Annotated in this window: 9 protein-coding genes; 6 read left to right on the forward strand and 3 right to left on the reverse strand. The window is 58.6% G+C overall.

All coding sequences use genetic code 11. The annotated features are described in order from the left end of the window. Positions 1 to 141 precede the first annotated feature (141 nt). Positions 142 to 1,548 carry a type I glutamate--ammonia ligase gene (glnA, locus tag OC445_RS07350; RefSeq protein ID WP_003187811.1) on the reverse strand — a complete coding sequence of 469 codons (1,407 nt, stop codon included), beginning with the start codon at positions 1,546 to 1,548 and terminating at the stop codon, positions 142 to 144. Positions 1,549 to 1,883: 335 nt separating this feature from the next. On the opposite strand from glnA, the gene thiI reads away from it, so the two are divergent. Next, on the forward strand, positions 1,884 to 3,338 hold the full coding sequence (gene thiI, locus OC445_RS07355; RefSeq protein ID WP_262020034.1) for a tRNA uracil 4-sulfurtransferase ThiI: 1,455 nt from the start codon (positions 1,884 to 1,886) through the stop codon (positions 3,336 to 3,338). A gap of 139 nt (positions 3,339 to 3,477) precedes the next feature. After that, a complete protein-coding gene (typA, locus tag OC445_RS07360) occupies positions 3,478 to 5,298 on the forward strand; it encodes a translational GTPase TypA (protein WP_014716526.1) in 1,821 nt (606 codons plus the stop codon). A gap of 197 nt (positions 5,299 to 5,495) precedes the next feature. Here typA and OC445_RS07365 read toward each other — a convergent pair whose 3' ends face one another. Next, on the reverse strand, positions 5,496 to 5,930 hold the full coding sequence (locus OC445_RS07365) for a YkgJ family cysteine cluster protein (RefSeq protein WP_003187815.1): 435 nt from the start codon (positions 5,928 to 5,930) through the stop codon (positions 5,496 to 5,498). Positions 5,931 to 6,167: 237 nt separating this feature from the next. On the opposite strand from OC445_RS07365, the gene OC445_RS07370 reads away from it, so the two are divergent. From OC445_RS07370 to OC445_RS07385, 4 genes are all read left to right on the forward strand, one after another. After that, the gene (locus tag OC445_RS07370) at positions 6,168 to 8,618 is read left to right on the forward strand and encodes a glycogen/starch/alpha-glucan phosphorylase (protein ID WP_198790469.1); all 2,451 of its coding nucleotides are present in this window, start codon (positions 6,168 to 6,170) and stop codon (positions 8,616 to 8,618) included. 229 nt (positions 8,619 to 8,847) lie between these two features. Then, positions 8,848 to 9,858, forward strand: coding sequence for a class 1 fructose-bisphosphatase (locus OC445_RS07375; protein ID WP_003187818.1), 1,011 nt, complete (start codon positions 8,848 to 8,850; stop codon positions 9,856 to 9,858). Positions 9,859 to 10,034: 176 nt separating this feature from the next. Next, entirely contained in the window at positions 10,035 to 10,289 is a 255-nt protein-coding gene (locus OC445_RS07380) for a hypothetical protein (protein ID WP_003187823.1), read from the forward strand. Between the two features lie 30 nt (positions 10,290 to 10,319). After that, entirely contained in the window at positions 10,320 to 10,889 is a 570-nt protein-coding gene (locus OC445_RS07385; protein WP_262020035.1) for a lipocalin family protein, read from the forward strand. Positions 10,890 to 11,014: 125 nt separating this feature from the next. Here the strand turns inward: OC445_RS07385 and OC445_RS07390 are convergent, their stop codons facing one another. After that, entirely contained in the window at positions 11,015 to 12,379 is a 1,365-nt protein-coding gene (locus OC445_RS07390; RefSeq protein ID WP_181124073.1) for a formimidoylglutamate deiminase, read from the reverse strand. Between the last annotated feature and the right edge of the window lie 16 nt (positions 12,380 to 12,395).

The raw sequence follows: 12,395 nt of genomic DNA on the forward strand, positions 1-12,395 counted from the left end.
CCGGCAGTGCGCTATCGCAGGCAAGCCAGCTCCCACACTTTGATTGGGTTTGCAGAGCTGGCGTAGCGTAACGCCCAGGCAAAAAAAAGACCTCCCGAAGGAGGTCTTTCTCATCACGCTACCTCAAGCAGCGCTACCGGATTAGCAGCTGTAGTACAGCTCGTATTCCAGTGGGTGTACGAAGGTGCGTACTTTGATTTCTTCTTCGCTTTTCAGGGCGATGTAAGCGTCGATGAAGTCGTCGCTGAAAACGCCGCCTTTGGTCAGGAACGCACGGCCCTTGTCCAGTTCTTCCAGGGCTTCTTTCAGGCTGCCGCACACTTGTGGGATCTCTTTGGCCTCTTCAGGCGGAAGGTCGTACAAGTTTTTGTCGGCGGCGTCGCCAGGGTGGATCTTGTTCTGGATACCGTCCAGGCCGGCCATCATCAGGGCGGCGAAGGCCAGGTAAGGGTTGGCAGCCGGGTCTGGGAAGCGCGCTTCGATACGACGGCCTTTAGGGCTGTTGACGTAAGGAATACGGATCGAGGCGGAGCGGTTGCGTGCCGAGTAGGCCAGCATCACCGGCGCTTCAAAACCTGGGACCAGACGCTTGTAGGAGTTGGTCGACGGGTTGGTGAAGCCGTTCAGGGCCTTGCCGTGCTTGATGATGCCGCCGATGAAGTACAGAGCGGTGTCGGACAGGCCGGCATAGCCTTCGCCGGCGAAGGTGTTCTTGCCGTCTTTGGAAATCGATACGTGAACGTGCATGCCCGAGCCGTTATCGCCGTACAGCGGCTTAGGCATGAAGGTAGCGGTGCGGCCATAGGCATCGGCAACGTTGTGCACGCAGTATTTCAGGGTTTGAACTTCGTCAGCCTTCTTCACCAGCGTGTTGAATTTCACGCCGATTTCGTTCTGGCCGGCAGTCGCCACTTCGTGGTGGTGAACTTCAACGGTCTGGCCCATTTCTTCCAGTGCGTTGCACATGGAAGTACGGATTTCATGGTCGAAGTCGAACGGTGGTACTGGGAAGTAGCCGCCTTTCACGCCTGGACGGTGGCCTTTGTTGCCGCCTTCCACGTCCTGGTCGGACATCCACGAGCCTTGCTCGGAGAAAATCTTGAACATGGAGCCGGAGATGTCGGATTTGAACTTCACCGAGTCGAAGATGAAGAACTCTGGCTCAGGGCCGAAGAATGCGGTGTCGCCGATACCGGTGGACTTCAGGTATTCCTCGGCACGGTGGGCGATGGCGCGTGGGTCGCGGTCATAGCCTTGCATGGTCGAAGGTTCGATGATGTCGCACACCAGGATCAGGGTCGGCTCTTCGGTGAATGGGTCGAGTACGGCGGTGCTGTCGTCTGGCAGCAGGATCATGTCGGAGGCTTCGATGCCTTTCCAGCCTGCGATGGAGGAACCGTCGAACATCTTGCCGACTTCGAAGAAGTCATCTTCCAGCGCATCGCGAGCCGGCATGGTCACGTGGTGCTGAGTGCCTTTTGTGTCCGTGAAGCGCAGATCAATCCATTTAACGTCATGATCTTTGATGAGTTGAACCGACTTCGACATGGTGTCCTCCGGGTGGCTTCGGGCTTGGGGTAGTGGAGTTAGCCCTTAGAATTTGGGTGATGCCGGCGCGGATACTCCGCCAAGGCAACCTGCCTCACAAGAGAGCAAATTGCATGCCAGTGCGCCAACATGGCCGTTTTGCCTCAAAATGGCCCCTATAACGGTGCAATCGGCAAAAACGGCATAAATCGCGCACTGCAATGTAGCGTTTATTTGTGCAAATGACCCGTTTTGGTGCATTGCGTATGCAATGCATATTAACTGGTTAAACCTTGAGCGATTTCCGCTATAATCCGCGCCCCCCTTTTTCAGCAGGCCCGGCGCGCGCTGTTTCCATGAAATTAATCGTTAAAGTCTTCCCCGAGATCACCATCAAAAGCCGACCGGTACGGACGCGTTTCATCCGTCAGTTGGCCAAGAACATCCGTGCCGTGCTCCGTGACCTGGACCCGGCTGTGGTGGTGAACGGCGTGTGGGACAACCTCGAGCTGGAAACCCGCATTACCGACGCCAAAGCCTTGAAGGACATGACCGAGCGCCTGAGCTGCATGCCGGGCATCGCGCATTTCCTGCAGGTGGATGAGTACCCGCTGGGCGACTTCGACGACATCACCGAAAAGTGCAAGCAGCACTACGGTAGTGCGCTTGAAGGCAAGATTTTTTCGGTGCGCTGCAAGCGTGCCGGCAAGCATCCGTTCAGCTCCATGGACATCGAGAAATACGTCGGCAGCAAGCTGCGTCGCGAGTGCGGTGCCGCTGGAATTTCCCTGAAAGCGCCACAAATTGAAGTGCGCATGGAAATTCGCGACCAACGGTTGTTCGTGATCCACAGCCAGCACAACAGCATCGGCGGCTACCCGCTGGGTGCCCTGGAACAGACCCTGGTATTGATGTCCGGCGGTTTCGATTCCACGGTTGCGGCCTACCAGATCATGCGTCGCGGCCTGATGAGCCACTTCTGCTTCTTCAACCTGGGCGGGCGTGCACATGAATTGGGCGTGATGGAAGTTGCGCACTTTATCTGGAAGAAATACGGCAGCTCCCAACGCGTGCTATTTGTAAGCGTACCGTTCGAGGAAGTGCTGGGCGAAATTCTCGGCAAAGTCGATAACAGTCATATGGGCGTAGTATTGAAGCGTATGATGTTGCGCGCTGCGTCCCGAATCGCCGATCAATTGCAGATCGACGCCCTGGTGACCGGCGAAGCGATTTCCCAGGTTTCCAGCCAGACGCTGCCTAACCTGTCGATCATTGACTGCGTGACCGAGAAGCTGGTGCTACGCCCGCTGATCGCCAGCCACAAGCAGGACATCATCGACCTGGCAGAGCAAATCGGCACCGCCGACTTTGCCAAGCATATGCCTGAATACTGCGGGGTCATTTCGGTGAACCCCAAGACTCACGCCAAGCGTCACCGCGTGGAGCATGAAGAAAAAGAATTCGACATGGCGATTCTGGAGCGTGCGCTCGAGAACGCCAAGCTGGTGCCAATCGATCGAGTGATCGACGAATTGGGCCAGGATGTGCAGATCGAAGAAGTCAGCGAAGCCCTGGCGGGCCAGATCGTCGTCGACATCCGTCATCCGGATGCCGCCGAAGATGAGCCGCTGGAAATCGCTGGCATCGACGTGCAAACGCTGCCGTTCTACGCACTGAACGCGCGTTTCAAGGAACTGGATAACAGCCGTCAGTACCTGTTGTATTGCGACAAAGGCGTGATGAGTCGCCTGCATGCCCACCATTTGCTCAGTGAGGGGCATGCCAATGTGCGCGTTTATCGACCGAGCTAAGAGCCCGGGGCTGTTTGCCTGTGGCCTGCGTCACCGGCCCCCCGACTCTGCCGTCAAGCTGTAACGGCAAGGCCTGACTCTACTGTTAATCGCTGCCACGACCTGTCAGCACACCGAATCCTCTGATCGAGATACACAAGTGATCGAAAATCTACGTAACATCGCCATCATTGCTCACGTTGACCATGGTAAAACCACCCTGGTAGACAAACTCCTGCGTCAATCCGGCACCCTGGAGCGCAACGAGCTCAACGACGAGCGCGTGATGGACTCCAACGACCAGGAAAAAGAGCGCGGTATTACCATCCTGGCAAAAAACACCGCTATCAACTGGAACGGCTACCACATCAACATCGTGGATACCCCGGGCCACGCCGACTTCGGCGGCGAAGTAGAGCGCGTAATGTCGATGGTTGACTCCGTTCTGCTGCTGGTTGACGCTCAAGACGGCCCTATGCCGCAAACCCGTTTCGTGACCAAGAAGGCTTTCGAAGCCGGCCTGCGTCCGATCGTGTGCATCAACAAGGTTGACCGTCCAGGCGCGCGTCCGGACTGGGTTCTGGACCAGATCTTCGATCTGTTCGACAACCTGGGTGCCACCGAAGAACAGCTGGACTTCCAAGTCATCTACGCTTCGGCCCTGAACGGTATTGCTGGTCTTGACCACACCGACATGGCTGAAGACATGACTCCGCTGTACCAGTCGATCGTCGACAACGTACCAGCACCGAAAGTCGACCGTGAAGGCCCGTTCCAGATGCAAATCTCGGCACTGGACTACAACAGCTTCCTGGGTGTTATCGGCGTTGGCCGTATCGCTCGTGGTAGCGTCAAGCCGAACACCCCGGTTGTCGCTATCGGCGCTGACGGCAAGAAGCGTAACGGTCGTATCCTGAAGCTGATGGGTCACCACGGCCTGCACCGCATCGACGTTGAAGAAGCTTTCGCTGGCGACATCGTATGCGTGAGCGGTATGGACTCGCTGTTCATCTCCGACACCCTGTGCCAGCCGGACAACGTCGAGGCGATGAAGCCTCTGACCGTTGACGAGCCAACCGTTTCCATGACCTTCCAGGTAAACGACTCGCCTTTCTGCGGTAAAGAAGGCAAGTTCGTGACCTCCCGTAACATCAAGGAGCGTCTGGACAAGGAGCTGCTGTACAACGTTGCTCTGCGCGTTGAAGAAGGCGACTCGGCTGACAAGTTCAAGGTCTCCGGCCGTGGTGAGCTGCACCTCTCGGTACTGATCGAAACCATGCGTCGCGAAGGCTTCGAAATGGGTGTTGGTCGTCCGGAAGTGATCATCCGTCAGGTTGACGGCGTGAAGCAGGAACCGTTCGAAAACGTCACCATCGACACCCCGGAAGAGTCCCAGGGCAAGGTCATGGAAGAGATGGGCCTGCGTAAGGGCGACCTGACCAACATGGTGCCGGATGGCAAAGGCCGTGTGCGTCTGGAATACAACATCCCTGCTCGTGGTCTGATCGGTTTCCGTAACCAGTTCCTGACCCTGACCAACGGTGCTGGCATCCTGACCTCGATCTTCGATCGCTACGACACCATGAAGTCCGGCGACATGTCCGGCCGTCAGAACGGTGTTCTGGTATCGGTAGAAACCGGCAAGGCGCTGACCTACTCCCTGGAAACCCTCCAGGCGCGTGGCAAGCTGTTCGTTGAACACGGTCAAGAGATCTACAACGGCCAGATCGTTGGTCTGAACAGCCGCGACAACGACATGGGCGTGAACCCAACCAAAGGCAAGAAGCTCGACAACATGCGTGCTTCGGGCAAAGACGAAACCATCGCTCTGGTTCCACCTGTTCGCTTCACCCTGGAACAGGCCCTGGAATTCATCCAGGACGACGAGCTGTGCGAAGTCACGCCTAAGTCGATCCGCCTGCGTAAGAAGATCCTGGACGAAGGCGAGCGTACCCGCGCTGCCAAGAAAGCCAAGAACTGAGTTAACTCAGGCTGAATGAAAAACGCCCCCGGTCGAAAGGCCGGGGGCGTTTTTTTATGCCTGCAGTTTGTGTGTTGTGATCGTTCCCACGCTCCGCGTGGGAACGCCGCTTGGGACGCTCCGCGTCCTGCTTTCAAGAGCGGACGCAGAGCGTCCACAGCTGCATTCCCACGCAGAGCGTGGGAACGATCAAAAACTTAGAACTTGTCGAGGGTCTTGAAGTTGGTCTCGCGCACCACTTCCTTGGGCTTATACGCGCAATACCCCGGCCGCGGCCCGATTTTCGGGTGGTTGCGGCACGTATCCGGGCGCTTGTCATAAATAGTGCAAAAGCGCGTCTTACGATCCAGGTACAGGCAGTCGTTGTTGCTCATGCGCTGCAGGGTAAAAATTTCGGACTTGTTGTTGTACCGCTCGACGATGCCTTCTTTCTGCAAACGCTTGGCGATGTTCTTCGGCGGATCGCCGCGCTCGAACTCATCGACGATGCCAATGCGGATCAGGTCCTTGATCTTCACCTCCACCGGCAGCGTGCAGCAGCTGGACACGCAGCCGCCGCACATATGGGCGGAATATTTCTGCCAGGTCTCTAGACGGTCGAGTTCCGCGGCGGCGATCAGTTGAGGCTTCATCAAGGTTCCAAGGTGGGGCGTTATCCGGGCGCGCGATCATACCGGGATTGGTGGTTTTTTGAACAATATTTTGCAGGTTTCAGCTCAAAGGTTTAGCCACGGTCTGATCGGGCACGACCCCTGCATCAAATTCAGCCCATGGCGAATGAGTTAAAAAACTGCCGAACCAGCACGTCTACCGTCTGTCAGACCGACTAGGCTCTAGCAACTCCTTCAATCTCGCCCGAGGTCGCACCGATGTCTCAGGAACCGCTTGCACGAGAAGCAGAGGTAGCCGCATTCCGCGATGCTGTCTTGACCAAACTCACCTACGCGGTGGGCAAGGACCCGGATCACGCCTTCGACCATGATTGGTTCGAAGCCATTGCGCTGGCCGCCCGCGACCAGATGGTCGATCACTGGATGGATCACACGCGACGTATTTATCGCAAAGGCCAGAAGCGCGTTTATTACCTGTCCCTGGAATTTCTCATTGGCCGGTTGCTCTACGACAGCCTGAGCAACCTGGGTGTGCTGGAGATCGCTCGCGAAGCGCTGTCGGAGCTGGGCGTGGATCTGGAACGCATCCGCCTGCTGGAGCCCGACGCGGCGCTCGGCAACGGTGGCCTGGGCCGGCTGGCGGCGTGCTTTATGGAAAGCATGTCGACGCTGGGCGTTGCCGGCCACGGTTACGGCATTCGTTATGAGCACGGCTTGTTCCGCCAGGCGATTGTCGACGGTTGGCAACAGGAACAGACCGAACGCTGGCTGGATTTCGGCAACCCTTGGGAGTTCGAGCGCGCCGAAGTGATTTACCCGATCGGCTTTGGCGGTAGCGTCGAAACCGTTGCGGACGCCTCCGGCAAGATGATCCAGGTATGGTCGCCCAACGAAACCGTGCGTGCTGTTGCCTATGACACGCCGGTCGTCGGTTGGCGCGGCGCCAGCGTCAACACCCTGCGCCTATGGCGTGCGCGGGCTGTAGAAGACCTGCATCTGGAGCGCTTCAACGCCGGTGACCACTTGGGCGCCGTCGCCGAGGTGGCCCGTGCCGAAAGCATCTCCCGAGTGCTTTACCCGGCTGACAGCACCGAAGCAGGGCAGGAACTGCGCCTGCGCCAGGAATATTTCTTCGTCTCCGCGTCCCTGCAGGATTTGCTGCGCCGCCACAAGAACATGCACGGTTCGGTGCTCAGCCTGGGCGAGCACGCCGCCATCCAGCTCAACGACACCCACCCGTCCATCGCCGTGGCCGAGTTGATGCGCCAACTGGTCGACCTGCACGATGTACCGTGGGAAGCCGCGTGGGATGTCACCGTCGAGACCCTTTCGTACACCAACCACACCTTGCTGCCCGAGGCCCTGGAAACCTGGCCTGTCGGTTTGATGGAGCGCATGCTGCCGCGGCACATGCAGATCATCTACCTGATCAACGCCCAGCACATCGACTCGCTGCGTGCCAAAGGCATCCACGACTTTGATGTCTTGCGCGCTGTGTCGCTGATCGAAGAAGACAACGGCCGCCGCGTGCGCATGGGCAACCTGGCATTCCTGGGCTCCCATAGCGTCAACGGCGTGTCCGGTTTGCATACCCAGCTAATGCGCAGCACGGTGTTCTCCGAACTGCACAAGCTCTACCCCGAGCGCATCAACAACAAAACCAACGGCATTACCTTCCGTCGCTGGTTGTACCAGGCCAACCCCAAGTTGACCGATATGCTGGTGGAAGCCCTGGGCCCGGATATTCTGGACCAGCCCGAGCAGCGTCTTATCGAGTTGGAACCCTTTGCCGAGAAACCGGCCTTCCGCAAAGCGTTCGCTGAACAGCGCCTGCACAGCAAGCGCGCACTGGCGCAGATCATCCATGAGCGCCTGGGCATTGCGATCAACCCGGCGGCGATGTTCGACGTGCAGGTCAAGCGCATCCATGAATACAAGCGCCAACTGCTCAACCTGCTGCACACTGTGGCGCTGTACCAGGCGATCCGTGCCGAGCCGGGCATCGATTGGGTGCCGCGGGTGAAGATCTTCGCGGGTAAGGCAGCGGCCAGTTATCACCAGGCCAAGCTGATCATCAAGCTGACCAACGACATCGCCCGCACCGTCAACAACGACCCGACCGTACGCGGCCTGCTCAAGGTGGTGTTCCTGCCCAACTACAACGTCAGCCTGGCGGAAAGCATCATTCCGGCAGCGGATTTGTCGGAGCAGATTTCCACGGCCGGCTTTGAGGCGTCGGGTACCAGCAACATGAAGTTCGGCCTCAACGGCGCGCTGACCATTGGCACCATGGACGGCGCCAACGTGGAGATGCACGAGCGGGTCGGCGCCGAGCACATGTTTATCTTTGGCCTCAGCGCCCAGCAGGTAGAAGCCCGCAAGCACGCCGGCGAGTTCAGCGCCGGGCCGGACATCGCCGCGTCCCATCGCTTGAACGACGTGCTGCAAGCGATCCGTGGTGGGGTATTTTCGCCGGATGACCCGGGCCGCTATGTGGGCCTGATCGATGGGCTGATCGACTACGATCGCTTCCTGGTGTGTGCCGACTTTGACGCCTACTGGGACGCGCAGGCGCGGGTCGAGGCGCATTGGCACGACTCCAAGGCCTGGTGGCGCTCGGCGGTGCTCAACACGGCGCGCATGGGGTGGTTCAGCTCTGACCGCACCATCCGCGAGTACGCCACCGAGATCTGGAAAGCCCTCGACTAACTGATACCCCTGTAGGAGCGAGCTTGCTCGCGAAGAACTCCAACGATAACGCGTGCTTGCTGAATGAACGCGGCGCGTGTGAGTTTTTCGCGAGCAAGCTCGCTCCTACAGAGGGCTATTGCGTTGGGTCGTGAACTCTATTGGCGTTAAATCCTCTGATTAGAGGAAATCAGCCCCGACTCGCGCTAAACTGCGCGGGTTTTTAGCCCCCCATTCTCCGGAGCCGTCCATGTCCCGCGTTACCTTGAGTCGCTATTTGATCGAGCAGACCCGCAGCAACAACACGCCTGCCGATCTGCGCTTCCTTATCGAAGTGGTGGCGCGTGCTTGCAAGGAAATCAGCCACGCCGTTTCCAAAGGCGCACTGGGCGGTGTCCTGGGCAGCATGGGCACTGAAAACGTGCAGGGCGAAGTGCAGAAGAAACTGGACGTTCTGTCCAACGAAATCCTGCTCGAAGCCAACGAATGGGGCGGCCACCTGGCCGGCATGGCGTCCGAAGAAATGGACAATGCCTACCAGATCCCAGGCAAATACCCGAAGGGCGCATACCTGCTGGTATTCGACCCACTGGACGGTTCGTCCAACATCGACATCAACGCACCGGTCGGCACCATCTTCTCGGTACTGCGTTGCCCCAACGAATACCTGAGCCAGAACGAAGCCCTGAACGAAAAGGCCTTCCTGCAGCCAGGCACCGAGCAGGTTGCTGCCGGCTATGCGATCTACGGCCCACAGACCATGCTGGTGCTGACCCTGGGCGACGGCGTCAAGGGCTTCACCCTGGACCGTGAAATGGGCAGCTTCGTGCTGACCCACGAAGACATTTCGATTCCTGCTTCTACCCAGGAATTTGCCATCAACATGTCCAACCAGCGCCACTGGGAAGAACCGGTGAAGCGCTACGTCAACGAGCTGATGGAAGGCGAAGAAGGCCCGCTGAAGAAGAACTTCAACATGCGCTGGGTGGCCGCGATGGTTGCCGACGTACACCGCATCCTGACCCGTGGTGGGCTGTTCATGTACCCACGCGACAGCCGCGAGCCGTCCAAGCCAGGCAAGCTGCGCCTGATGTACGAAGCCAACCCGATGTCGTTTTTGGTTGAACAGGCAGGCGGTGCGTCCACCGACGGCCACCAGCGCATCCTCGACATTCAGCCTGAAGGCCTGCACCAGCGTGTGGCGGTATTCCTGGGTTCGAAGGAAGAAGTTGAGCGCGTGACGGCCTATCACAAGAAGTAAGCCGTAACGAGCGGTGAGCCGCTGTATTGTGAGATGGATCACCGTTAAAGAAGCCCCGAAACGTTTCAGCGTTTTCGGGGCTTTTTTGTTTTCGCTCGTCGGGAACCAGACACCCCTTTTTCCTTCTAAGCTTCTGGCAGATACCCCAGCTGCTTTGTCTCTCCAGGAGCTTTTCCATGTCTATACGCCGTCTCGCCCTGCTGGCTTTTTGCGTGCTCTTAGCCGCTTGCAGCAAGGTCACCCAAGAAAACTACCAAAAGCTCTCGGCCGGCATGGCCAAGGCCGAGGTGGAGTCGTTGCTGGGTAAGCCAACCGATTGTTCCGGCGCACTGGGCATGTCCAGCTGCACCTGGGGCGATAAAAACAGCTTTATCAGCGTGCAGTACGCCGGTGACAAAGTTCTGATGTTTTCCGGGCAAGGCCTGAAGTAAACCGGGGCGCGAGCCTGCGGGAGAAGAAGAATGATGCGTTTTGTTTTGTTCCTTTGCGCCAGCCTGTTTTTGGCGGGCTGCGCCAGCCATTCTGGCGATGATCTGCAACCCAAGACTGCGAGCAACGTCAACCTCAAGCGTTACCAGGGCACCTGGTATGAGTTGGCCCGGTTGCCGATGTACTTCCAGCGCAACTGTGCGCAATCCGAAGCCCGCTACTCCTTGCTGCCTGATGGTGACATGTCGGTTTTCAACCGCTGCCTGACGCCTGAGTGGAAGTGGCAAGAGGCCAAAGGCACGGCAACGCCGCAGGTGCCAGGCAAGACCGACAAACTGTGGGTGGAATTCAATAACTGGTTTACATCGCTGTTGCCGGGCGTTGCCAAGGGCGACTACTGGGTGCTGTATGTCAGCGATGACTACAAGACCGCCATCGTCGGCAGCCCGAGCCGTCGCTATATGTGGATCCTGTCGCGCACGCCGACGGTGAGTGCCGATACCCGCGAAGACCTGCTGAGCAGGGCGCGACAGCAAGGCTATGACACCACGCGGTTGATCTGGCGCACGTCGGATAAGCAGATGGCGAAGACGTCTCAGTAATTTGCGGCCCCTCAATCAAATGTGGGAGCTGGCTTGCCTGCGATAGCATCAACCCGGTGTAACTGAAGCGCCGAGGTGTCTGTATCGCAGGCAAGCCAGCTCCCACAGTTGTTATGGGTTGGTCGTCAGTTCAGCAAGTCCTTCAGGACCTGGGTGAATGCCCGACTGCTGTCTTCTTCGCCAGCATGATGCCCATCTCGCACCACCCATTTGCCATTGACCAGTACATCGCGCACTTGCCGATCACCACCGGCAAATAGCCAGCGGTTGAGAATTCCATCCTCACTGGCCGTCGCCAAGTACGGGTCGCTACCGTCCAGCACTATCCAGTCCGCACGCTTGCCCACTTGCAGTCGACCAATCGGCTGGCCCAGCGCTTGTGCGCCACCGTCCAGCGCAGCATCGAACAGCGTGCGACCCACCATCGGCTGATCGCTGCGATACAGGCGGTTGCGCCGTTGATCGCGCAGGCGCTGGCCGTATTCCAGCCAACGCAGTTCTTCCACCACGCTCAGTGACACATGGCTGTCGGAACCGATGCCCATGCGGCCGCCCTGAGCGAGGAAGTCCACCGCCGGAAAAATCCCATCGCCCAGGTTGGCTTCGGTGGTCAGGCACAAACCGGCAATCGCTCGGCTGTTGGCCATGCGCGTGACTTCGTCGGCATCGGCATGGGTGGCATGCACCAGGCACCAGCGATCATCCACCTCGACATTGTCATACAGCCACTGCAACGGGCGCTTGCCGCTCCAGGCCAGGCAGTCGTCGACTTCTTTTTGCTGTTCGGCGATGTGGATATGCACGGGGCAGTTTTTGTCACTGGCGCCCAGCACGGTATGGATTTGTTCGGGGGTTACGGCGCGCAGGGAGTGGAAGCACAGGCCCAGTTGCTGCGCCGGTTGTGCCGCCAGAATGGGCTGCAGGCGTGCTTGCAGGTCCAGGTAGTGTTCCGTGCTGTTGATAAACCGTCGCTGGCCTTCATTCGGCGCTTGGCCACCAAAACCCGCGTGGGTGTAGAGCACCGGCAGCAAGGTCAGGCCGATCCCGCTGCTGGCGGCCGCCTGGCTGATCTGGCGGGACAGCTCCGTACGGTCGGCATAGGGCTGGCCGCTGAGATCGTGGTGCACGTAATGAAACTCGGCTACCGAGGTGTAGCCGGCCTTGAGCATTTCGATATACAGCTGACGGGCGATGACCTGTAACTGCTCGGGGTTGATCTTGCCGACCATGCGGTACATCAAGTCGCGCCAGGTCCAGAAACTGTCGTTGGGGTTGCCGGCCACTTCGGCCAAGCCCGCCATGGCGCGTTGGAAGGCATGGGAGTGCAGGTTCGGCATGCCCGCCAACACCGGGCCCCTGAGCCGTTCCGCGCCTTCTGCACTGGCATTGGGCTCAACCTTTGTCAGCAGGCCATCGGTGCTGACTTCAAGACGTACATCGTTGGCCCATCCATTAGGCAGAAGTGCGCGTTCGGCAAAGAAAGCGGACATGATCAAGGCACCCCGG

The sequence above is a fragment of the Pseudomonas sp. Pse35 genome, from assembly GCF_024519715.1.
GTDB lineage: Bacteria > Pseudomonadota > Gammaproteobacteria > Pseudomonadales > Pseudomonadaceae > Aquipseudomonas > Aquipseudomonas paracarnis.